Genomic DNA, 21,836 nt, shown 5'->3' with positions numbered 1-21,836 from the left:
GGAAGGTCGTCCTTCCCGGAGCCGATATGGGGCTGGCCGAGGGGCTCCGCAATCACCAAATGAGGCTTGATAAGGCCCATTTTCCCTGCCAAACGCTCCCCCCATGTCCGACATCGCCATTTCCGCCGAATCGCCGGCCCGTTCCCAGCTTGCCGCTGAAGTGTCACGGCGGCGCACCTTTGCGATCATCTCGCATCCAGATGCCGGCAAGACCACGCTGACCGAAAAGCTGCTGTTGTTCGGCGGCGCCATCAATCTCGCCGGCCAGGTCAAGGCCAAGGGCGAGCGGCGCAACACGCGCTCGGACTGGATGAAGATCGAGCGCGAGCGCGGCATTTCGGTCGTGACCTCGGTGATGACCTTCGAATTCGAAGGCCTGGTATTCAACCTGCTGGACACGCCGGGCCACGAGGACTTTTCGGAAGACACCTATCGCACGCTTACCGCGGTCGACTCCGCCGTGATGGTGATCGACGCCGCCAAGGGCATCGAGGCGCGAACGCGTAAGCTGTTCGAGGTCTGCCGCCTGCGCGACATCCCGATCATCACCTTCATCAACAAGATGGACCGCGAGAGCCGCGACGTTTTCGAGCTGCTCGACGAGATCGAGAAGACGCTGGCGCTCGACACCACGCCTATGACATGGCCGGTCGGCCGCGGTCGCGACTTCCGCGGCACCTATGACGTCGCCAATGGCGGCGTGCGCCTGCTCGAAGGCGGGGGCGCCAAGACCGGCGCGGCGCAGCAGATCGAGATCGCCGAGCTCGGCAAGCTCTACGCCAATCTCGACGTCTCGGCAGTGAAGGACGAGCTCGAGCTCGTCACCGCGGCCTCCAAGCCGTTCGAGCTCGAGGCCTTTCGCGAGGGCCATCTGACGCCGGTCTATTTCGGTAGCGCGCTGCGCAATTTCGGCGTCGGCGACCTCCTGGAGGGCCTCGGCAAGTTCGCGCCCGAGCCGCGCGCGCAGGAGAGCGACCAACGCAGGGTCGAAGCCACCGATCCGCGCATGAGCGCCTTCGTGTTCAAGATCCAGGCGAACATGGACCCGAACCACCGCGACCGCATCGCGTTCGCGCGGCTGTGCTCCGGCAAGCTCAGCCGCGGCATGAAGGCCAAGCTGGTGCGCACGGGCAAGAGCATGCCGCTGTCGAGCCCGCAATTCTTCTTCGCGCAGGACCGTTCGGTGGCGGACGAAGCCTTTGCCGGCGACGTCGTCGGCATTCCCAATCACGGCACGCTGCGCATCGGCGATACCTTGACCGAAGGTGAGGATTTCAACTTCGTCGGCGTGCCGAGCTTCGCGCCGGAAATCGTCCGCCGCGTGCGTCTCACCGACGCAATGAAGGCGAAGAAGCTGAAGGAAGCGCTTCAGCAGATGTCGGAAGAGGGCGTCGTGCAGGTATTCCGCCCGCGCGATGGTGCGCCGGCTCTGGTCGGCGTGGTCGGCGCGCTCCAGCTCGACGTGCTGAAGGCACGGCTGGAGGCTGAGTATTCGCTGCCGGTCGAGTTCGAGGTGAGCGAGTTCCAGCTCGCGCGCTGGGTCTCCTCGGACGACCGCAAGAAGCTCGATACATTTCTCTCTGCCAACACCTCGAGCATCGCCGACGACGTCGACGGCGATCCCGTCTACCTCGCCAGGAACGAGTTCTATCTCGGCTACACCAGGGAACGCGCCGAGGGCATCGAGTTCACCAACGTCAAGGACGTGAAGAAGAAGGGGTAGGGTGCACCCCAGCCGCTTGAGCGCGAGCATGTGAACGCTTGCGGGGTTGACTGAATCTCTAGCAGTGCCACTTTCTGCTGATGTGGCGCGGCATCCTAGTCCTGGTCCTGTTGGCAATATCAGCGGTTGCTGCTGACGCGCGGCGCCGGCAGATCAATCCGATCCCGTTTTCGCATGAGCCGTGCAGCGTGCTCGACGGCCGGCCCTGCACGCCGTCTTATTGCAGCGTGCTCGATCACGGCCCTTGCATTCCCGAGATCGACTATCCCTACGGGGAGAACCTCCAGCTCACGATCCAGAGCATGCCATCCGAGGCCGACCGCGCCAAATACCAGAAACCCGATCACGATCTGGACACGATCGGCGATCTCTTTGCCGAACTGCGCACCTGCTGGTCGCCGCCATCAGACAATGGGCGTACTGGCATGCAGATGTCGGTGCGCTTCAGCTTCAACAAGGCTGGCGGCCTGATCGGCCCTCCGCGCCTGACTTATGCGACCGCGGGCGTTCCGGCCGATACCCGCACGACCTATCTGAACGCGATCAATTCGTCGTTGAACGCCTGCCTGCCGCTCAAATTCACCAGCGGCCTCGGCGGTGCGCTGGCCGGACGGCCGATAGCGATCCGCTACGTTGATAATCGGGAGCTTGGCAAGTAGCGCATCGGTTGCGACCAGTCGCCAATCAATGATACGCCATGGGTAGGGCGCTTGTTGAGGGGAGGATGTCGTGGGTCTGCTGGTCATGATCCTGGGGCTGGTGCTGTTTTTCGCCGCCCATATTTTCACAACGAAACGAGACGCACGCGCGCAGGCGATCGCGAGGCTGGGCGAGGGGACCTACAAGATCCTCTATGCGCTGGTCTCGCTCGCGGGGCTCGCGCTGATCATCTGGGGCTTTGCGCATTATCGCGCGACCGGCTGGATCGACGTCTGGTATCCGCCGAAGGCCATGAAGCACATCACGATCGCGCTGATGCTGCCCGCCGTCATCCTGGTCGTCGCGTCATATTTGCGTGGCCGTATCTATGCGACGCTGAAGCATCCGATGCTCGCTGGCATCAAGCTGTGGGCGGCCGCGCATCTGCTGGCCAACGGCGATCTCGGCTCCATCATCCTGTTCGGCTCGTTCCTGGGCTGGGCGGTGTATGACCGCATTTCACTCAAACATCGCACCGATGTCGGCGCCCCGCCGATTCCGGTGGGGGGCGTCACCAACGATCTGATCGCGGTCGCCGTCGGAATCGTCGCCTATCTGGCGCTGGCGTTTGCGTTCCATCCGGTCGTGATCGGCGTTCCCGTGATGGGAGGCTAGTGCATGATCCGGAAAAGTGTGCAGCGGTTTTCCGATAAGATCATGCACCAAAAGTAACGTCAGCCGATCAGCGCAAGACAGCGCCGCGTGCCCATGCGCGGAAGGTGACAAAAGCAACAAGCCGAGGGCCCTCCGATGGACTGGACGCAATCTCAGATTCCGCCGATGCGGTTCGAGGCGCGCTTCGGCGATCGGGTGGTGCCGGCGTTCTGCGATCGGCCGGCGAGCATCTGGGCGATGGTTGCGGAGGCCTGCGCGCGCAATGCCGATGGCGAAGCACTGATCTGCGGCGATGTCCGGCTGAGCTGGCGGCAGGCTGTGGACCAGGCGGTGCGGATCGCGGCGGGCTTTCGCAAGCTCGGCCTGCAACGCGGCGACCGTGTCGCGATCCTGCTTGGCAACCGCATCGAATTTCCGCTGCTGCTGTTCGCCGCCGCGCATGAGGGGCTGGTCACCGTCCTGCTCAGCACGCGCCAGCAGAAGCCGGAGATCGCCTATGTGCTCGCTGACTGCGGCGCCAGGATATTGATCCACGAGGCGGCGCTTGCCGCGCGGTTGCCCGACGCGCGGGATGTTCCCGACGTGATCCATCGCATCGCTGTCGATAGCGACCTGCAGCTGTCGCGTTTCGCCGTACTCGCCGACAACGCACCGGTCCCGGCGCCGGTCGCGGTCAGCGAGGAGGACACCGCGATGATCCTCTACACCTCGGGCACGACCGGCAAGCCGAAGGGCGCGATGCTCGCCCATTGCAACATCGTCCACTCCTCGATGGTGTTCGTGTCCTGCCTGCAATTGACGGCGGCTGACCGTTCGATCGCGGCGGTGCCGCTCGGCCACGTCACTGGCGTCGTCGCCAACATCACGACCATGATCGGCTGCGGTGGCGCGCTGATCATCATGCCGGAGTTCAAGGCCACCGAATATCTCAAGCTCGCCGCGCGCGAACGCGTCACCTACACGGTGATGGTGCCGGCGATGTACAATCTCTGTCTGCTTCAGCCCGATTTCGACAGCTACGATCTGTCGAGCTGGCGCATCGGCGGCTTCGGTGGCGCGCCGATGCCGGTTGCGACCATCGAGAAGCTGGAGGCGAAGATTCCGGGCTTGAAGCTCGCGAACTGCTACGGCTCGACCGAGACGACGTCGCCGTCCACGATCATGCCGGGCGAGCTGACCGCGAGCCATATCGACAGTGTCGGTCTTGCGTGTCCCGGCGCACGGATCATCGCGATGGGTACAGACGGGCAGGAGCTGCCGCCCGGCGACATCGGCGAGCTCTGGATCCAGAGCGCGTCCGTCATCAAGGGCTATTGGAACAACCCGAAAGCCACCGCCGAGAGCTTCACCGGCGGCTTTTGGCATTCCGGCGATCTCGGCTCGGTCGACGCGCAAGGGTTCGTTCGCGTGTTTGATCGACAGAAGGACATGATCAACCGCGGCGGCCTGAAGATCTATTCGGCCGAGGTCGAGTCGGTGCTGGCCGGGCATCCCGCGGTCGTCGAGAGCGCGATCATCGCAAGGCCATGCCCGGTGCTCGGTGAGCGCGTCCACGCCGTGGTGGTGACGCGCATGCAGGCCGGCAGCGACGACTTGCGCGCGTGGTGCGCCGAGCGGTTGTCCGACTACAAGGTGCCCGAGACCATGACGATCACGGCCGACCCGCTGCCGCGCAACGCCAATGGCAAGGTGCTCAAGCGGCAATTGCGGGAGCTCTGGTAGGGACCTGAACGGGCCGACCCTCGTCCCCCGGGCTATCCCGGACCGCGCGTTAACGCCTTGATCGGGCTTGCTTTGCCTTGCCACCGCCATATCGATAGGTTATCGCCGCCGCACGTGGGGACGGGTTTTTGACGCGCACAATCTGGCGCGCGCTCGCGGCCGGGCATGGGATTAGCTTAAGTGTCTGAATTATTTGACGAAGTCGACGAGGAAGTACGTCGCGAACAGCTCAAGAAGCTGTGGGACAAATATTCGATCTACTTCATCGCCCTGATGGTGCTGATCGTGGCCGCCGTCGGCGGCTGGCGCGGTTACCAGTTCCTGGAGGCCAAGAAGGCCGCCGAGGCCGGCGCCGCCTTCGAGAAGGCCGTCGAGCTGTCGGAGCAAGACAAGCACGCCGAGGCCGAGGCAGCTTTTAGCGATCTCGCCGCGAAAGCCCCGTCAGGCTACCGCACACTCGCGCGCCTCCGTGCTGCGGCCGAAGCGTCGGCCCGCGATCCCAAGGCCGCGGCCAAGTTGTACGACGACATCGCGGCCGACCGCGGCGTCGGTGGTGAGTGGCAGGATCTTGCAAAGATCCGCGCGGCCGGCCTGCTGCTCGACAGCGCGAGCTATGCGGACATCCAGCAGCGGCTGGAGACTTCTGCCACGCCCAAATCGACCTTCCGCCACAGCGCCCGCGAGATGCTGGCACTGTCGGCTTGGCGCAACAACGACGCGACCGCGGCCCGCAAATGGCTCGACGCGATTGCCGAAGATGGCGAGACGCCGCCGGGCCTGCGCTCGCGCGCCGAGGCGCTCCAGGCCCTGCTGCCGCCCGTCGCCAAAAGCTGACGGTTCCGAAAGCTGAGACGAGATAGTAATATGCGCCGCACGACCCGCTTGATCGCAGCCGCCGTCCTGATCGCCTTCACGGGCGTCCTGGGCGGCTGCTCCAGCTTCGATCCGAGCGACATGCTCGACTGGCTCGACACCAAGAAGAAGCTGCCCGGTGACCGTAAGCCGGTATTCCCCGAGGGCGTGCCGGGCCTCGAGCAGGGCGTGCCGAAAGACATGTACAGGGGCGCGCAGCAACAGCCGGATCCGAACGCGCCTGCCGTTGCGGCGCTGCCCGTAGAGCCGCCGCCCGAGGCCAAACCATCGAAATCCGCCAAGGCGAAGAAGACCAGGCAGCCCGCCGCGACCGCGGCCGCGCCGGCTGAAGCACCAGCCGGCGAGGTCGACGGCGAGGCCCAGCCAGAGGCGGCGCCAGCACCGGCCGCGCCGCCGCCCAAGCAGAAGATCGTCCGCAAGCGCACCACTGCGCCGCCGCCGGACCAACAACCCGCACAGCAACCGGCGCAATCGGCGCAGACCACCCAGCAACAGCAGTCGCAGGGGGCGTTCCCGGCACCGATGCCCAGCGGCAGTTTCTCCCGCTGATATTTTTCACTGAATTGACAGGCGCCACCTCCGCGGCGCACGAATGACCAATGTCCTTTACGATTGCCATTATCGGCCGGCCCAATGTCGGCAAGTCGACGCTGTTCAACCGCCTGGTTGGGCAGAAGCTCGCGCTCGTCGATGACGTGCCCGGCGTCACCCGCGATCGCCGCGAGGGCGAGGCCAGGCTCGGCGATCTCGAATTCACCATCATCGACACCGCCGGCCTCGACGAAGGCGCCAAGGGCTCGCTGACTGCGCGCATGCAGGAGCAGACCGAGACGGCGATCGCGCAGGCCGACGCGCTGTTCTTCGTGATCGATGCCCGCATCGGCCTCACGCCCACCGATCGCGCCTTCGCCGATTTCGCCCGCAAGGCCAACAAGCCGGTGCTGCTGGTCGCGAACAAAAGCGAAGGCAAGCATGGCGATGCCGGTGCGATGGAGGCTTTTGCGCTCGGCCTCGGCGATCCCATCCAGATCTCGGCCGAACATGGCGAGGGCATGGGCGAGCTTTACGACGCGCTCAGCCAGCTGATGCCGGTGCCTGTCGACGAGGATGAGCCCGAGGACGACGAGCCGCTCACCGAGGAAGAGGCCGCGACGCGTCCGATCCGGGTCGCTATCGTCGGCCGGCCCAATGCCGGCAAGTCGACATTCATCAATCACCTGCTCGGCGAAGAGCGCCTGCTGACCAGCCCCGAGGCCGGCACCACGCGCGATTCCATCGCGGTCGAGATCAATTGGAAGGGCCGCGAATTTCGCGTGTTCGATACCGCAGGTCTCCGCCGGCGCTCGCGCATCGAGGAGAAGCTGGAAAAGCTCTCGGTTGCGGACGCGTTGCGCGCGGTGCGCTTTGCCGAAGTCGTTGTGATGATGATGGATGCGCAGAATCGCTTCGAGGAGCAGGACCTGCGCATCGCCGATCTGATCGAGCGCGAGGGCCGCGCGGTGGTGCTCGCCGTCAACAAATGGGACCTGATGGAGAGCAAAGGCGGGGGCGCGATCTCCGGCCTGCGCCGCGATGCCGATCACTTGCTCCCGCAGGTCAAGGGCGTGCCGATCGTCGCCGTCTCGGGCTTGATGGGCGAGGGCATCGATCGTCTGATGCAGGCGATCCAGGACGCCTATGCGCTCTGGAACAGGCGCGTCTCGACCTCGGCCTTGAACCGCTGGTTCGAAGAGGCGGTGCAGGCCAATCCGCCGCCCGCCGTGTCCGGCCGCCGGTTGAAGCTGAACTACATCACGCAGACCAAAGCGCGCCCGCCGAGCTTCGTGCTGTTCTGCTCGCGCGCGGACGCCGTGCCGCAGTCCTATATGCGCTACCTCGTCAATTCGATGCGCGAGGCCTTTGAGCTGCCGGGCACGCCGGTGCGCATCACCTTGCGCGAGAAGGCCAACCCCTTCGCGCACAAGCGCAAGCGGCCGTCGTGAGCGGAGAGGCCGGCGAGGCGTTAGCGCAAAGCGCTGCGCCCGCCCGGCGCGGCGCGGTCGTCTTCATCTTCGTCACCATCCTGCTCGACATGCTCGCGCTCGGCGTGATCATGCCGATCCTGCCCAAGCTGATCGAGAGCTTCGTCGGCAACGACACCGCGCATGCAGCCCGCATCTTCGGCCTGTTCGGCACCGCCTGGGCACTGATGCAATTCGTGTTCTCGCCGCTCTTGGGCGCGCTGTCGGATCGCTTCGGGCGGCGGCCGGTGGTGCTGCTGTCGAATTTTGGGCTTGCCGCCGACTATGTGCTGATGGCGCTCGCGCCATCGCTGACGTGGCTGTTCGTTGGCCGGGTGATCTCCGGCATTACCTCGGCCAGCATCTCGACGGCCTTTGCCTATATCGCGGACATCACCCCGCCGGACCGGCGCGCGGCGGTCTTCGGGAAGATCGGCGCGGCCTTCGGCGCAGGCTTCATCCTGGGCCCGGCGCTGGGCGGCCTGCTCGGCGACATCGATCCGCGACTGCCGTTCTGGGCGTCGGCTGGCTTAAGCTTCGCCAATGCGCTCTACGGCCTCTTGATCCTGCCGGAATCACTGGCGCCGGAAAAACGCGCAGCCTTCCGCTGGGTCAGCGCCAATCCGGTTGGAGCGCTGCATCTGTTGCGCTCCAACGCGGGGCTGGCCGCACTGTCGGTCGTCAATTTCATCGCGCAGGTCGCGCATGTGGTGCTGCCGTCGACCTTCGTACTCTATGCGACCTATCGCTATGGCTGGGATTCCAAGACCGTCGGATTGACGCTCGCGATGGTCGGCGTCTGCGCCATGGTGGTGCAGGGGCTCGCCATCGGTCCGATCGTGCGCATGCTCGGCGAGCGTGGCGCGCTGCTGCTCGGATTGTGCTGCGGCGCCATCGGCTTCGCGATCTTCGGCAGCGCGCCGACGGGACCGCTGTTCTGGATCGGCATTCCCGTGATGTCGCTATGGGGAATCTCGGGCGCCGCCCTCCAGTCGCTGATGACGCGGCTGGTGGCGCCCAATCAGCAGGGCCAGTTGCAGGGCGCGACTTCAAGCGTGCAGAGCGTGTCGCAGCTCGTTGGCCCGTTCCTGTTCACGCTGACGTTTTCCTATTTCATCGGCGGCAGCGCGCTGCTGCATTTGCCCGGCGCGCCGTTTTTGCTTGCGGCGTTGTTGATGGTGCTGTGCGTGGCCATCGCGGTGCGGACGCTGGCTATCGCCAAGTCGCAGGTGCCATAGGGCGGATTAGCGAAGCTAAATAAATTTGAGATACGCGGTGTGACGGCCTGATACGGTTTGGGGCACGTAAACCCCTTCAGTTATAGGCTTTTCGACGTATCTCGACCTTGTCTTGTCGTCACTCAGCGTACCATAGTGTATCGCCGTTTTTGTTAGCGCAAGCTAACAGCAGCCCTGAGAGACGACATCATGAAAGTGAAGCTCACCGACACCGGCATCCGGTCCTACCAGCCGCGCGCCGCCCGGTACGCCATCGGCGACGCCGCCTGTCCCGGCCTGTGCCTCCGGGTCACGCCAAAGGGCGTCAAGACGTTCGCCTTTGCCTACCGCAACAAGGGGACGGGCAAGGTCGCTTGGCTCACCTTCGGCCGCTACCCGGACGTGCCGCTGGCCAGAGCGCGCGAGCTGGCCAACGACGCCCGCAAGACCGGCGCGGCTGGCGGCACGCCTCTGACGCCTAAGGCCGAGCGCGCCGAGGCAGAAAAAAAAACTAAGACCTATGCCGAGGTCGTCGCGCTCTACAACGACGCCAAGCTGATCTCGCTCCGCTCTGGGAAGAAGACGCTCAAGACGCTGGGGCGGATCGGGCGGGTCTACGGCTGGGACGACCGGGCGCTGTCCTCGATCACCGACGACGATGCCGCCGCCATGCTGCACGACATCGCCGTCGAGCGCCGCAAGAAGGCAGCCGCGAACCAGACCAAGCACATCCTCCACACCATATTCAAATGGGCGCGACAGCCCGGCAGGAAGTTCACGGCGGTCAACCCGTTCTCGGACCTTGCGGCACCGGGCGGCGTCAGGCCGCCGCGCGCCCGCTTCCTGAGCGGTGCTGAGATCAGGCAACTCTGGCAGGCTCTGGATGAGCCGGAACGGTTCAAGGTGTCGCGTGACGCCGCGACCGCGCTGCGGCTGATCCTCGTGACGGCGGCACGTCCGGGGATGGTGGCAGGCATGGTTGGCAGCGAACTCCGTGACCTGACCGGGCCGAGCGAGCAGGGTCCGCACTGGTCGCTGTCGGCCGAGCGCATGAAGGCCGGGAGCCCGTTCATCACGCCGCTCACCGGGCTGGTGCTTGAACAGCTGCGGCCGCACCTCCAGAGCGACCCGGATGCGCGGGTGTTCAGTCAGCTTGGCGGTCGCAACCAGTTGCACGAGGCGGCCCAGCGCATCGTTGAAGGGCTTGGAATGCAGCGATGGACGCCGCACGACCTTCGGCGGACCGCTGCAACGATCTTGGACCGGGCGGGCTATTCGCTCGAACAGATCGGCGCGATCCTCGCCCACACCCGCGCGGGCGTGACAGCGGTCTATGCGCGCTGGGACAAGTTCGACCTTCGCCGCGAGATGGCGATGGTGATCGAGCGATCATTGCGGGAGACACTAGAGGACAAGCCAGAGGTCGCACGGCTCGCGGCCTGATCTGACGCTCTGGTGAACGAGATTGGAAGGGGCGGACGCGAGCCGCCCCTTTTTCGTTGCACTCCAGCAAGCCGTGTCGAACGAACGGCGCTGCGTCCGGTGAATCTTTCTTGGCGAAGCCGAGCCAACGCGTACGGCAAGAACCGTGTGGTTGTGCCACTTCGTAGCAAAATCAACGCGATGCGTTGTCTAACGGCACGGCGCAAACGCGCGGCCAGCGCCGCGACAGAACGCGCTAAGGCTTATCGGCTGATCCGGTGATCAAGGTAGGACGCCGATGCGCGCCTGTGGGTATCGCGAAAAACAACCCGCCTTTCCATCAGCGCGACGAAACAGCGATAGGATCACCACGACGGTTCCCCGCGCGCTGCTAACCGATCATTAACCGACCGCTAGCACCATCGGTCCCGTCCCCTATGGGGATACAGCGTTACGTGCGTGAGTGAAGCAAGAGGCCGTCACCGTTTCGGCACCCCCAAGTCCCCGGTGGCGGCTTTTTTGTGCCGACAAGAGATACGCGGCACGGCACCGCGCGGGAGCAGCTTGCGGAAGTTTGAATTGGTAGGCTTTGAAGGTTCCGGGCTCGGAACAAGCATCAATCGATGCAGCTCGCCATTCTTCAGTCGCTAGTTGCATTTGAGGCACAGAATTCCTGCACGAACCCGCCTATCATTCAAGCGGAATGTCTACGGCAAATTTATCAACGGGTCGCGAGAGCATTTATCGTTTCAGATAGATCACCAGAAGCGACGGGGATGGAGAAATGCGATGAAGAAATTTCTGTTAGCTACGGTTGGTCTAGTGGTCTTGGGCTCAGTCGCGCCCGCGTCGGCTGCTGATCTTGCGGCACGTCCCTACACCAAAGCGCCGCCGCCGATGCTGGCTCCAATCTACGACTGGACCGGCTTCTACATCGGCGCCAACGGCGGATGGGCGCAAAGCCACGGTTGCGTGGATTTCATCACTGCTGTCGGAACGGTCGCGAGCGGTTGCGGTGACCGTTCCGGAGGCGTTGCTGGCGGGCAGATTGGGTATCGCTGGCAAACCAATCAGTTTGTGTTCGGATTGGAAGCACAGGGCGATTGGGCCGACCTCAAAAACACACGCGTGAGCCTGTTCGATCCGACGCTCTCGACCACAGCGAAAACCGACGCCATCGGTCTCTTCACCGGTCAGCTCGGTTGGGCCTGGAATTCGACACTGCTCTATGTCAAGGGCGGCGCGGCCGTCACCAGAAATCGCTTTGATATCTTCGACAACGCCACCGGCATCGGTCTTGTCTCGTCAAGCAACACACGCTGGGGCGCTGCCGTGGGTGCCGGCTTTGAGTATGGCTTCACTCCGAACTGGTCGGTCGGTGTTGAGTATGATCATCTATTCATGGGACATGCGAATAACTCCTTCTCCGTGGTCGACCCGCGCCTTGCGGCCGTACTCAATGACCGGATCAGTCAGGACGTGGATATGGTCACCGTGCGGGTGAACTATCGCCTCGGCGGCTACGGCGCCCCGATCGCAGCGCGTTACTGATTTCCCTAATCTCCAGCAAACTTGAGCCCCGGCATCGTCCGGGGCTTTTTATTGACGCTGGAACAGTTCGCAGAGATCGCGCCAGCAGTTCTCTCGTTTCTAGGTAGTCGATTGGAAACGGGCGCTGGACTTCCAATTGAACATGATAGGGACCGCGCGACGGCACTTCTTGAGGATATCTGGTGCGAGAAAATCCGTGGCTGCAGTTGCAGCAGCGGCTCCGTGTTCCCGGTGGGACATCTCTTTTTATTTCATTCGAAGAAACACAATTTTACGCTGCTACTCCGACCCGCTCGGCGCAAGTTTGTAAAAGACCGGGCGAGGTCATTCTGTAAGCAATCAATTTCGAGAAGCCCCGGCGCGGCCCGCAGAGCGCGAATGCTCTGCGGGATACTTTTGGCAATCAGCCCGTCCAGGGTTCGTTGTCGCTTGCGTGGCCGGTCAACGCTGCGGTGCGGGAGTAGCCACAGGTTGCTGGATCGTAAGTGGCGCCGCACTAGGGGCCGCAGCAGGTCGCGCCGCGGCGGGGGCCGCAACAGGCCTAGCGCGTGGTTCACAGAGACCGTTCACCATGCGCATTTTTCGAGCGCTGCACTTGCGGACTGCGGCACGCACCTTGGCGTTCGATACGCAGATGCCATCGACCAGTTGACGCCCCAGCCCACATCCTTGGCGAACTGGAATGACCGAATTGTTCTGCAGCTGAAGTGGGGCGTACGGCATACTCTGTGCTGAGGACACAACGCATAGCACGAGCGCAACGACAGCGGGTCTGATCATTTCTTCCTCTCCAGTGTTACAGAAAGCATGCCGATGACATGGCTTCGAGCCGCATGTTTCAAAACAGCGTCGCGCCGCTCAGTACGGAGGGCAAACCCAGTTGCCATAGGCGTCGTAGCCGCAGCCACCGCGGTAATAGGCCCCCGCCGCAGCTGCGCCAACCGCAGCCGCACCGACCGCAGCCGCTCCATAGCCGCGGTAGGGATAGCGGTAGCCGCCCCGATATGCTCCGCCGCGCACAGCGACAGCGCCGCCCCGGTATCCTCGAGCCGCGACCGCGCCGCCGCGGTATCCCCCCCGAGCCGCGACCGCGCCGCCCCGGTAACCGCCCGCTCGCGCGCCGCCGCCGTGGTAGCCTCCGGCGCGCGCACCGCCGCCGCGACCGGCGCGGGCGAACGCGTCGTCGGAATGGAAGGTGACCAGCAGCATGGCCGCGGCTGCTGAAGCGATGAGAATTCGACGCAACATTAGCGTCCTCCTTCTTTGAGAGAGAAAAGCCGCGGACACCTGTGTATGCGGCGAACCGCGGTTCGGTCTGCGAAGCGTTACGCTCAGGAGCTTCCCACGCTTGACCTAGATCAAACCTCGCCGTTCATCTACGTGAACGAGCACTGGCGACGCGCTGATCAAGCGCGTCCTGCGTGACACTGGCGCGCCACCGTATGGCACCGCCTTAGCGATGAGCGCCGCAAATGCTGGTTCGTGAGGTGCGCGATCTTGCTGATGATGACGCCGCGAGCTGTGGCCTTCATCGTGGCCTCCAATAGCACGTCGGAATATCGCATCAGTTGCACACTTCCAGGAACAACTCGGTTCCGAGTTTATTGGACGAAGAAGCAGGATGGTGACGGGCTTGGCGAGCATTGATGACAAAGCGGCCAGTTCGCAAGCTCAGACTGCAATTCAGTATTTGGTATGGGCTATCGAAGAAATTGAGAAAACAGGCAACCAAGAGGCCGCGCAGCATGCGCGCTTTGCATTGAAGGGCCTGCGGGAGTCTATCGCGAGCGGACGCGCTAGACTACGAGATGGACGGGCTGATGGCCGATCCCGGCTGACAACGCCCCGTGTAGGATAACTACGATCTCGACCATGACGACCAATATGGCCGAGGCCGTTGCGCAAACGCATGGCCGGGGCGCGCGGTCAGCATGGGCGACTATAGATCGCCACGCCGAACCAATTTCGCGCGGATAAGTTACTACGGGCGGCCCCTTGGGCCTGGCGTCCTCGTCATTCATTCCTAAACCGGATGCGGAGCCCGATCATGAATAGTACCCTGATCATTGGGCTGATCGTCTTGGTCGCTCTCATCGCCGGGGCCTTCGCTGGCGCGCAGGCGAGAGACCGCTTGCCAAAGCATCACCTCACAGACGAGACAAAAAACCTTGTATCCGTTTCGACGGCGGTGGTTGCCACCGTTTCGGCACTGGTGCTTGGGCTCCTTATCTCCAACGCCAACACGTCATTTACACGGCTTGGCGGACAAGTGACGGCGCTGTCGGCGGAAATCCTACGGCTGGACCACATAATGCGCCGATACGGGGCTGATGCGGAACCGGCGCGGAATACGCTTTTGCAGTATGCCGAGCACAAGGCGGACGATCTGTTCCCTGACAATCCCGCCGATGTGCGGCTCAGCAATCCGGCAACCTACGAACTGCTCCAGCGGGTCGAGGACAATCTCCTCGCCTTGAAACCTGCAAATCCCCGAGACCAATGGTGGTTGGCTCAGGCAACGACCCTTGCGGCGAAGATCGGAGACACACGATGGCTGCTCGCCCAGCAGATTGGGCAGGGAACGCCAAAAGCGTTCGTCGCTCTCCTCGTCTTTTGGTTGGCGATGCTGTTCGCCAGTTTCGGTCTTTTTGCGCCGCCCAACTTGACATCTGCGGTCACCTTGACGTTGTGCGCGCTGGCTGTGGCGGGCGCTGTTGCCATGTTCCTCGAACTGGAGCAGGGTTTTGGTGGCGTCGTCCGTATCTCACCTGAGCCGATGCGCCAGGCAGTCAATTCATTAGAGGCCGAACCGAGCAATCAAAATTCACCTTAGCGCCACGCCCCGCGATTTACTGATGCACCATTGCTCCCTCGATGCCATGGGAGCCGATCCACCCGAAAGGGCCATGCCCGTGATCCTAACCGCCGACGAAGAACGAGATGTTTGGATGCGCGCGCCATGGGACGAAGCCAAGGCGTTGCAGCGACCGCTGCCTGATGACGCGCTCAGGATCGTGATGCGCGGGGCGGACAAGGAAGATAGGTTGGCGACCGCTGGCTGAACATGAAAGGCCCCCTAAACGAAAGGTGAAGAGAGCTGGGCCGCGAGCTTTCTCTTATGCGCATCATTCCTATTTGAAGGCCATGGATCATCTAACCGACATTCACGACCAAGCAATCCAAGCCCGCATGGCGCTCATAGTGGGCGCGCGGACGTTCGACCGTTTGTTTGCTGGAGTGCGCTTCGATGAGGTAGATGGCGACATCCTCTTTGTCTACGCCAAGGACGACGGCACCGCCGCGAAGATCGAGGAAGAATTCGCGCTGCACATTTCGATTGTCGCGTCAAAAATATTAGATCGTGAGATCAACATCGTGATGGTGCTACCAAGACAACTCGTCAGTTGAACCTACGATATCGGGATCAACTTGCGTTCAATCTCACGCTCCTTTTGTAGCTCCGTTTCTAATTCCTCGACAATGCCATGAAGCAGGTGTGCGGCAAGCGGATCAGTAACTTCGCGCTCCAGATCGCGATAGCGGGCGATCCGGACTTCTTGCTCTCTCATCTGCTGATCTGTCATGAGTTGCATCCCTCTGACATACTGACGCGGTATTAGCAGAGTTGTTTCGCTAAAGTTTTTGGATCATTCTCTATAGTTTCTATCGAGTAAATTGATGGCGTCGCGTGCCTAAGCGGCCGAAGGTCGTATGGGAAGGATCGCTACGGCGTTGGAAACTAGCCCCGCGGCAGCATGCTCGGTTCGGTGCGCTCAACTAGCCGCATAACGCTGTGGCAGCTCGGGCATTGATGCGTTCTGATTTTGTATCGTTTCGCGACTGGCTCACTCGCGACGAACTTCCGCGCCTCGTCGCAGCATGTGCAGCGGACAGCGCCGCTTGAGTGATTGTCGTTCATGTTTGTCGAGCAATGACTGCTGGAACATTCTTGCAATGTTAGATGATCATTTTGCTCTTGCAAGCAGACAAGAGTTGTCATCTACGACCTCACCACCCCGTATCGACGTTCATGCGCGACACCGCTCCCCGCCATTCGGACTTCCGCTTCGACCTCGAAACCGCACGTTTGAGACCGCGACTTGGAGGTCAGCTAAGGGCCGATATTGTTGCAGAAGTTGAGTGATTTTACGGAATATCTCGAATTACCGAGTTAAAGCACTTAACGCGATTTTGGAGTGATCGACGCCTGCGGTAATCGCGTGTTGGGCCACGGTTGGGGCTACTTTGGACACGGCCCCGTCGATCGCGCGCGCTGTCCCGTAGCCCACACGTCTGGCGGCTGTACGACGCTCCCTGCGAGCTCTCGCGCGCGCTGAGCGCTGATCTCGCCCAGCGTCGCAGGGACGCGCGCCGGTGCGCTCGATGAGCTGAGCGCGTCCTCGATGCGCAATGGGGCAAACGACGCTCTACGACGCGGCCCTGTGCGGCGTTGGCGCCAAGTGGCATCAGTTCAAACCAAAGCGAGCGGTCTGCGCTGTGGTTGGCGCCAGACAAACCGCGCTAAGCGGGCGCAGATGGAACAGCAGCTTGGACGCCAGCAAGTGCAGCTTGCAGCGCCGCTTCCTTGGTATGGTCGAGAGACGTTTTCAGGACAGTGCCGCCTTCGCCCTTGAGCCCTTCAAGTACTTTGTCGGCGGTGACCTTGCGAACCAAGACGAAGAGCGCTGCGGTGTCGGGCTGGATTGCGGCAGCGGTATCCTTCATAAATTTGTCGTTGATGCCGACATCCGTCAAATATCCACCGAGCGTGCCAGAGGCGGCACCGAGCGCCGCGCCGACCAGCGGCATCAAGAAGATCAGTCCTATCAGCGATCCCCAAAAGGCTCCGCTAACCGCACCGGCAGCGGTGGTATTGATCAATTGATTGAGCTTGACGCTTCCCTTGGCGTCTTTGACGGCGATTACCGCATCGCCCAGTTCAATTAAGTACTCCTTCTGCATTGCGAAGAGCTTTTGGCGAACCTCTTCCGCTTTCGCTTCGGTCGGGAATGCGATCACGATTAGATCACTCATGGCGGTTCTCCGTTGCGGTGCTTGGGAGAGATGAAAGAACCACCGGGGACGTGATTGATTTAGATCAACCTGCCGCCCTGTGTCGTCGCGACTTGCCGACCAGCACAAGGCCGTGGCGGAGGAAGTAAAACGGGGACGAAGATAGAGACCGCCAAGCTGCTCGTCAGGGGCAAGCCGATGGGGTCCCGCCCTCGCCAGGCGAAGTGCCGGGTACGCGCGACGGCACCCTATCAGCATATTTGCCCCAGCCGTTTCCCAGATTGCTTTGCGGATCGGTACAAAATCGGTCCTGCACGACTATGGCTGATCAGTCCGGCTAACCGCCGCTGGCGCAGCGACGATTTGGAATGGCACGAAACCGGATGTGAGGTCCGCTTCCGGGCGCGTAGCAGACCCATTGTGCTCAACGCGAGTTCTTCGGACCTTGACCCTTATGCGACATTCAACCGCTTGGACCCGTGCGCAAATGCGATTACGCTTTGGTTGAGTGCATCTGAAGCAGAGACCCGAGGTGGCGTAGGGGGAGGCAGCAGTGACCGACTCGAACGTCCCAGAGCAGGAACCGGACAAGCCGGCATCCGTCGGATTGCTCGATCGGATCCGAGGGCGTTTGACTCCTGTCGGCACTGCGCTCGCCTCGTTTGCGGCCGTCGGTGCCGTCGCCGGCGGCCTCGTTGGTTATTGGAATGTCTGGAAGACGGTCAGCACTGACGTTTTTCCAGAAAGGCAAAAGATACAGAGAGAAGCGAGGGCGCGGCCCGACGTCACTCCCCGCTTGTCTCTTGTTGTTCTGCCATTTGCGAACCTCAACAACGATCCCGAGCAGGACTATTTCGCTGACGGTATTACGACTGATCTGACGACCGATCTTGCGCAAATGCCCGGCGCGTTTGTGATCGGGCGCGGGACGGCCTTTACCTATAAGAAGAAGCAGGTTGATCTTAAGACGCTCGGCAAGGACCTCGGTATTCGCTGGGCCGTACAGGGCGCGGTACAACGGGCGGGAGATCAGGTCCGTTTGAATGTGTCACTTGCCGACTTGTCAACTGGCCGCGACGTCTGGTCGGACCGTTTTGACGGTGATCGGACGAATCTTGCGGCCTTGCAGGAGCAGGTCACGGCGCGACTCGCCCGCTCTCTCAACGTCCAACTCGTCGAGGCCGAAAGCCGGCGAAGTCAAACGGACCAGTCAACGAATCCAGATGCTGTAGATTTCAACTTGCGCGGCTGGGCGAAGGTCTATGAGCCCCAGTCGAAGTTAACAAACGGGGACGCAAAAGCCCTGTTCGAAGCTGCGCTGCGCCTCGATCCCGACAACATTGACGCAATGCTCGGGAAAGCGTGGTGCATAGCCGTAAGCGTACTCAACGGATGGTCTGCGTCCGTGGTCGAGGACAAAAATATCGCGACCGATTTAGTTGATCAAGTTCTTGTAAAACGCCCGGCGAGCTCAAACGCGCACATAGCTAAGGGAAACATTTTTATTTACGGAAATCCCGAGGGAGCGCTGTCTGAATACGACGCTGCTTTGGAAATCGACCCTAATTCGCCGCTCGGGTACGCATCAAAGGGAATCGCACTTATCACGGCGGGACGCGCGCGCGAAACGTTCTCCCCAGTTCAGATCGCGTTGCGCCTAAGCCCCAAAGATCCGGCCGCTGGCACTTGGCACTTCTTCCTCTGTCACGCTCACGTGCATGTGCACCAATATAACGAAGCCGTTGAGGAATGCAGGCGCTCGATCAATCTGAACAAATTAAACTGGTTCCCGTATGCGGATCTGATTGTGGCTTACGGGGCCACGGGCCAATTGGATATGGCCCGGCAAATGTTAGCCGAATTGAATGCAATCCGACCGGATTTCTCAGTCCAATGGTTCCATCAAATAGGTTACGCACGTTCGAGCAATCCGCAGTTTCGCCTTGAGTACGACGACATGGTCGATGCACTGAGAAAGGCTGGTGTTCGCGAGCAATGAGGCGACAGGAATCCTCGTTGCTTGCTTCCGGGTAGTGAGGAGCAACAAGGTCTCCTTCTGGCCCTTCTCGGATCTCCGGGCATGTCTACTCTTGTGCTGGTATCGAGGGACAAACGGACATCAAGCGCCTCCGTTGGGGCCGCCAAGCTATCCACCGCAAGCTGTAGCGGCTTGCTTGCCCGTCCCGCTGCGACCGACGAGGATTTCGGCGAGCGATCCGCCATTGGTGGCAGGGCGGACCGGCGCATTGCAAAACGCCCTTAGTACTGGCATCTCCTGGCTCGCGGGGATATCGTGAGCATGGGTCGGGGGCCCTCACCATGTTCGACGTGTATCTAAACGACAGGCGCGATCTGTTGATCGTGCGCAAAGGTTCGCCAATTCCTCTTGCTAACGGGTCAGGGAGATGGCGCAAAAAGAAGAAGACGGCAAGCGTTAGCAACGAAATAAAGCACGCCGTTCAAATCCATGGCTACTACATGCGCAAGCTGAAGGAATTCTGTAGAGGTTAGCCTGCAAAGCGCATCCGCAGCCCCTACAGCATAACCGGCAACCAAGCCGCAATCATCAAACCTTGCGCGGGGCTATCCGTACAAGAGCAGCCACCTGGTCGTGCTGCGACCGACGAAGATTTCGGCGAGCGATCCGCCATCAACGTGGTGGCCGGGGACCGGTGATAAGAGCAAACGGCGGATAGAAGGGAATAGGAATGAACGAACGAAAGGCTGTCTCGGTCTTTTTGATACTTGTCAGTTTGCCGTGCGTCTCGGGGTCGCGCGCAGCCGAACGCATTCAGCAGCTCCCATCTGCCACCGAGGTGTTTCACCTCCGCTCGTTGTGCGTCAAGTTGGGCGAGGAGCTCTCTGATGAAAATGCTATAGGAGCAGCCCTCACAAAAGATCAGGTTTCACATTACGATCTGAAATCAAATCGATGCTACGTCGAATTATCCGTTCGAAAGATCAGTCCAAAGGACGCAAACGACGACTACGTCAATCGAACCTTTTACGACGGGCAAACCAAAGAGATGCTGGCATTCGCAAAAATCGAGAAGGGTAAGAAAGTTGGTATGATCTTTGATAAAAAGGGCAGTATGGCCGATCCCAGCAAAAACCTTGGTTGGGATGATGCGAGTGCCTACATCGACGACAAAATGCGCGACGACCGAAATTAGTAGCGCGCGCCTATGTGCAACCTCTATTCGATCACGACCAACCAGGAGGCGATCAGCGCATTGTTTCGCGTGGTCAACCGGTATGTCGGCAACCTCGCGCCGATGCCCGGCGTGTTTCCCGACTACAAGGCTCCGATCGTGCAGACCGGCGCTGAGGGCCGCGAGTTCGCGACCGCGCGCTGGGGCATGCCGTCGTCGCAGCAGACATGGAGGCGACCAAAAAGCGTGCCGCGAAGCTCGAGGCCAAGGGCAAGCTGGTCGACTTCAAGAAACTGGGCACATCCTACAACAGGTTTCTGGCGAAGCCCGCCTTGGACCACCGCAAACCGAACGGCCAGTACGTCATCACGTCCGAGATGGGCGGTGTCCTTCGTCGAAGCGCTGCCCGTCGGCAAATTTCACGGGATCGGGCCGGCGACGAGCGCGAAGATGAACTCACATGGCCTCCACACCGGTCTCGATATGCTCAACCAGTCACTTGAATTCATGCGAGCGAATTTCGGCAAGGCCGGCACTTACTATTTTTGGATTTCGCGAGGCGTCGACCATCGCTCGGTTCGGGCAACCGGATCCGAAAATCCGTCGGCGCGGGCGTAGCTATTTCTGGCTTTGTCACCAACGCTCCCGACGTTCCAGAACAAATTACCTTTGCTCTGTAGCCAACCCGACAACCGAGGCGACTTTGATCTAGAGGTCCACTTCCGCGAACAGCGGACATTTCGAACGACCCGCGGGATGACCCGTAAGGGCCAACAGCAGAAGTGATCAGCTCGTGTTGTGCCCCATTGCTACATAGACCTCCTGTGGAAGGAGAGACTTCCGCCTTTCAGCATTGCTGCATCAGCAACTTGGCGGTCTTTTTGGCAATCGTTTTGATGGCCTTCTGACGATCGACCTCAGCTCGGTCGCTCGCAGCTCCCAGCGCAATGGCCTCGACTCGGGATCAGCCATGGTCGCGCGGCGGCACCAACCTGCGCTGCATCGCCTGCCGCGCACCCGGCGCCGTGAACATCGGGCCTAACTGGCATGACGTGATGGGCCGCGCGCTGCTATCTATCAAGGCGGGAGGCCGAGGATGGAATTCACACAAGTCGGCGCGGGATCTTCGAGCGCCGCTAGACTAGCTGTTCACATGCTGGGCTTCTGCTGCGTCTGAATTCGGCAACCTTCGATCTCCCAAATCTCTCGGATCATTGCAAACAAAAATGCGGTGGTAAGCCCAAAAAGCAACGTACCATTCAGCGCCTGCAATGCTCCCATGAGCTGCCAGGGTCCTTTGAGAAAAAGATCTGCGTGACCATAGCTTGTCATTGCACTAAGTGAGTACAACATAGCCGACCGATCATCCGGCAGCGCATCAAGCAGGCGATAGGCTCCCCCCCATAGCGCGCTTTCAAGTCCGTGAAGCGCGGCAGCGAGCAACGCAACAATGCCCATCACCACGATAAACATCGGGACAAAGTGGCGGCGGACCACCGCGAGGCTCATGGCCTTCACTGCTTCCCTGTAGATCAGCATAAGGCCGATGACGTGGATGACCACGCAGATCACGATCAACGACACACCCCAGAGCCAATCGACTCCCCATGTTGCACCAGTCGCTATAACCATTACTCAAACTCCCATTCCTTGCCGCTCGTTTCAGACAAACTAGAGTCCCACCTGTCTTGAGCCATTCATTGCGCACGGCGCACCAGCGACCCGAGGTTGACGATGGGATACGAAATCGGCATTTTTGGTCCCGATATATCAATCTGTAGGAGTTGGAACGAGTTCGCTTTGAAAGGACGATGGAGCTCTGCCTCCTGATGGACCAAATCCCGTCGGC

At 61.3% G+C, this 21,836-nt stretch carries 18 protein-coding genes and 3 pseudogenes; 17 read left to right on the top strand and 4 right to left on the bottom strand.

Features of this window, described 5'->3' with window-relative positions:
- Positions 1-103: 103 nt before the first annotated feature.
- The 10 genes from ACPPVR_RS25700 to ACPPVR_RS25655 all read left to right on the top strand — a co-directional run bounded on the left by ACPPVR_RS25700 (position 104) and on the right by ACPPVR_RS25655 (position 11,822).
- Positions 104-1,723, top strand: coding sequence for a peptide chain release factor 3 (locus ACPPVR_RS25700; protein ID WP_426609359.1), 1,620 nt, complete (start codon positions 104-106; stop codon positions 1,721-1,723).
- 80 nt (positions 1,724-1,803) lie between these two features.
- A complete protein-coding gene (locus tag ACPPVR_RS25695) occupies positions 1,804-2,382 on the top strand; it encodes a hypothetical protein (protein ID WP_426609358.1) in 579 nt (192 codons plus the stop codon).
- Between the two features lie 70 nt (positions 2,383-2,452).
- A complete protein-coding gene (locus tag ACPPVR_RS25690; RefSeq protein WP_426609357.1) occupies positions 2,453-3,037 on the top strand; it encodes an NnrU family protein in 585 nt (194 codons plus the stop codon).
- A 135-nt stretch (positions 3,038-3,172) separates the two neighbouring features.
- On the top strand, positions 3,173-4,759 hold the full coding sequence (locus ACPPVR_RS25685; protein WP_426609356.1) for a class I adenylate-forming enzyme family protein: 1,587 nt from the start codon (positions 3,173-3,175) through the stop codon (positions 4,757-4,759).
- A gap of 180 nt (positions 4,760-4,939) precedes the next feature.
- Positions 4,940-5,593 carry a tetratricopeptide repeat protein gene (locus ACPPVR_RS25680; protein WP_426609355.1) on the top strand — a complete coding sequence of 218 codons (654 nt, stop codon included), beginning with the start codon at positions 4,940-4,942 and terminating at the stop codon, positions 5,591-5,593.
- A gap of 30 nt (positions 5,594-5,623) precedes the next feature.
- Positions 5,624-6,181: a hypothetical protein gene (locus tag ACPPVR_RS25675; RefSeq protein WP_426609354.1), complete on the top strand. Its 558-nt coding sequence runs from the start codon at positions 5,624-5,626 to the stop codon at positions 6,179-6,181.
- A gap of 50 nt (positions 6,182-6,231) precedes the next feature.
- Positions 6,232-7,614: a ribosome biogenesis GTPase Der gene (gene der, locus ACPPVR_RS25670; protein ID WP_426609353.1), complete on the top strand. Its 1,383-nt coding sequence runs from the start codon at positions 6,232-6,234 to the stop codon at positions 7,612-7,614.
- Positions 7,611-8,870: a TCR/Tet family MFS transporter gene (locus ACPPVR_RS25665; RefSeq protein ID WP_426609352.1), complete on the top strand. Its 1,260-nt coding sequence runs from the start codon at positions 7,611-7,613 to the stop codon at positions 8,868-8,870. The genes der and ACPPVR_RS25665 overlap by 4 nt, the downstream gene beginning before the upstream one ends.
- A gap of 189 nt (positions 8,871-9,059) precedes the next feature.
- Positions 9,060-10,292 (top strand): tyrosine-type recombinase/integrase, encoded by a 1,233-nt coding sequence (locus tag ACPPVR_RS25660; protein WP_426609351.1) that lies wholly within the window; start codon positions 9,060-9,062, stop codon positions 10,290-10,292.
- A gap of 768 nt (positions 10,293-11,060) precedes the next feature.
- Entirely contained in the window at positions 11,061-11,822 is a 762-nt protein-coding gene (locus ACPPVR_RS25655; protein WP_426609350.1) for an outer membrane protein, read from the top strand.
- An 858-nt stretch (positions 11,823-12,680) separates the two neighbouring features.
- On the opposite strand, the gene ACPPVR_RS25650 is transcribed toward ACPPVR_RS25655, so the two are convergent.
- Positions 12,681-13,070, bottom strand: coding sequence for a hypothetical protein (locus ACPPVR_RS25650; RefSeq protein ID WP_426609349.1), 390 nt, complete (start codon positions 13,068-13,070; stop codon positions 12,681-12,683).
- Between the two features lie 799 nt (positions 13,071-13,869).
- On the opposite strand from ACPPVR_RS25650, the gene ACPPVR_RS25645 reads away from it, so the two are divergent.
- The 3 genes and pseudogenes from ACPPVR_RS25645 (at position 13,870) to ACPPVR_RS25635 (ending at position 15,230) form a co-directional block, all read left to right on the top strand.
- The gene (locus ACPPVR_RS25645; protein WP_426609348.1) at positions 13,870-14,655 is read left to right on the top strand and encodes a hypothetical protein; all 786 of its coding nucleotides are present in this window, start codon (positions 13,870-13,872) and stop codon (positions 14,653-14,655) included.
- 50 nt (positions 14,656-14,705) lie between these two features.
- Positions 14,706-14,884, top strand: a pseudogene (locus ACPPVR_RS25640) (SOS response-associated peptidase); the annotation flags it as partial.
- An 82-nt stretch (positions 14,885-14,966) separates the two neighbouring features.
- Entirely contained in the window at positions 14,967-15,230 is a 264-nt protein-coding gene (locus tag ACPPVR_RS25635; RefSeq protein ID WP_426609347.1) for a hypothetical protein, read from the top strand.
- Positions 15,231-15,232: 2 nt separating this feature from the next.
- Here ACPPVR_RS25635 and ACPPVR_RS25630 read toward each other — a convergent pair whose 3' ends face one another.
- Positions 15,233-15,406, bottom strand: coding sequence for a hypothetical protein (locus tag ACPPVR_RS25630; protein WP_426609346.1), 174 nt, complete (start codon positions 15,404-15,406; stop codon positions 15,233-15,235).
- Positions 15,407-16,343: 937 nt separating this feature from the next.
- Positions 16,344-16,856: a DUF1269 domain-containing protein gene (locus ACPPVR_RS25625; RefSeq protein WP_426609345.1), complete on the bottom strand. Its 513-nt coding sequence runs from the start codon at positions 16,854-16,856 to the stop codon at positions 16,344-16,346.
- Positions 16,857-17,388: 532 nt separating this feature from the next.
- On the opposite strand from ACPPVR_RS25625, the gene ACPPVR_RS25620 reads away from it, so the two are divergent.
- The 4 genes and pseudogenes from ACPPVR_RS25620 to ACPPVR_RS25605 form a co-directional block, all read left to right on the top strand.
- Positions 17,389-18,834 carry a tetratricopeptide repeat protein gene (locus ACPPVR_RS25620; protein WP_426609344.1) on the top strand — a complete coding sequence of 482 codons (1,446 nt, stop codon included), beginning with the start codon at positions 17,389-17,391 and terminating at the stop codon, positions 18,832-18,834.
- A gap of 709 nt (positions 18,835-19,543) precedes the next feature.
- A complete protein-coding gene (locus tag ACPPVR_RS25615) occupies positions 19,544-20,008 on the top strand; it encodes a hypothetical protein (RefSeq protein ID WP_426609343.1) in 465 nt (154 codons plus the stop codon).
- A gap of 12 nt (positions 20,009-20,020) precedes the next feature.
- Positions 20,021-20,283: pseudogene (locus tag ACPPVR_RS25610) on the top strand (SOS response-associated peptidase); the annotation flags it as partial.
- Positions 20,284-20,613: pseudogene (locus ACPPVR_RS25605) on the top strand (DNA polymerase IV); the annotation flags it as partial.
- Between the two features lie 523 nt (positions 20,614-21,136).
- Here the strand turns inward: ACPPVR_RS25605 and ACPPVR_RS25600 are convergent.
- Positions 21,137-21,619 carry a hypothetical protein gene (locus ACPPVR_RS25600; RefSeq protein WP_426609342.1) on the bottom strand — a complete coding sequence of 161 codons (483 nt, stop codon included), beginning with the start codon at positions 21,617-21,619 and terminating at the stop codon, positions 21,137-21,139.
- Positions 21,620-21,836: the final 217 nt, after the last annotated feature.

Source organism: Bradyrhizobium sp. McL0616 (genome assembly GCF_049993385.1).
GTDB lineage: Bacteria > Pseudomonadota > Alphaproteobacteria > Rhizobiales > Xanthobacteraceae > Bradyrhizobium.
The sequence above is the reverse complement of the archived record's forward strand: the minus strand, read 5'-3'. Positions and strand labels throughout refer to the sequence as shown.

What these genes read in the sequence shown, in the direction of transcription:
- ACPPVR_RS25700 (WP_426609359.1), top strand. Translation starts at nt 104, where the DNA reads ATGTCCGACATCGCCATTTCCGCCGAATCGCCGGCCCGTTCCCAGCTT.
- ACPPVR_RS25695 (WP_426609358.1), top strand. Translation starts at nt 1,804, where the DNA reads ATGTGGCGCGGCATCCTAGTCCTGGTCCTGTTGGCAATATCAGCGGTT.
- ACPPVR_RS25685 (WP_426609356.1), top strand. Translation starts at nt 3,173, where the DNA reads ATGGACTGGACGCAATCTCAGATTCCGCCGATGCGGTTCGAGGCGCGC.
- ACPPVR_RS25675 (WP_426609354.1), top strand. Translation starts at nt 5,624, where the DNA reads ATGCGCCGCACGACCCGCTTGATCGCAGCCGCCGTCCTGATCGCCTTC.
- der (WP_426609353.1), top strand. Translation starts at nt 6,232, where the DNA reads ATGTCCTTTACGATTGCCATTATCGGCCGGCCCAATGTCGGCAAGTCG.
- ACPPVR_RS25660 (WP_426609351.1), top strand. Translation starts at nt 9,060, where the DNA reads ATGAAAGTGAAGCTCACCGACACCGGCATCCGGTCCTACCAGCCGCGC.
- ACPPVR_RS25655 (WP_426609350.1), top strand. Translation starts at nt 11,061, where the DNA reads ATGAAGAAATTTCTGTTAGCTACGGTTGGTCTAGTGGTCTTGGGCTCA.
- ACPPVR_RS25650 (WP_426609349.1), bottom strand. Translation starts at nt 13,070, where the DNA reads ATGTTGCGTCGAATTCTCATCGCTTCAGCAGCCGCGGCCATGCTGCTG.
- ACPPVR_RS25645 (WP_426609348.1), top strand. Translation starts at nt 13,870, where the DNA reads ATGAATAGTACCCTGATCATTGGGCTGATCGTCTTGGTCGCTCTCATC.
- ACPPVR_RS25635 (WP_426609347.1), top strand. Translation starts at nt 14,967, where the DNA reads ATGGATCATCTAACCGACATTCACGACCAAGCAATCCAAGCCCGCATG.
- ACPPVR_RS25630 (WP_426609346.1), bottom strand. Translation starts at nt 15,406, where the DNA reads ATGACAGATCAGCAGATGAGAGAGCAAGAAGTCCGGATCGCCCGCTAT.
- ACPPVR_RS25625 (WP_426609345.1), bottom strand. Translation starts at nt 16,856, where the DNA reads ATGAGTGATCTAATCGTGATCGCATTCCCGACCGAAGCGAAAGCGGAA.
- ACPPVR_RS25615 (WP_426609343.1), top strand. Translation starts at nt 19,544, where the DNA reads ATGAACGAACGAAAGGCTGTCTCGGTCTTTTTGATACTTGTCAGTTTG.
- ACPPVR_RS25600 (WP_426609342.1), bottom strand. Translation starts at nt 21,619, where the DNA reads ATGGTTATAGCGACTGGTGCAACATGGGGAGTCGATTGGCTCTGGGGT.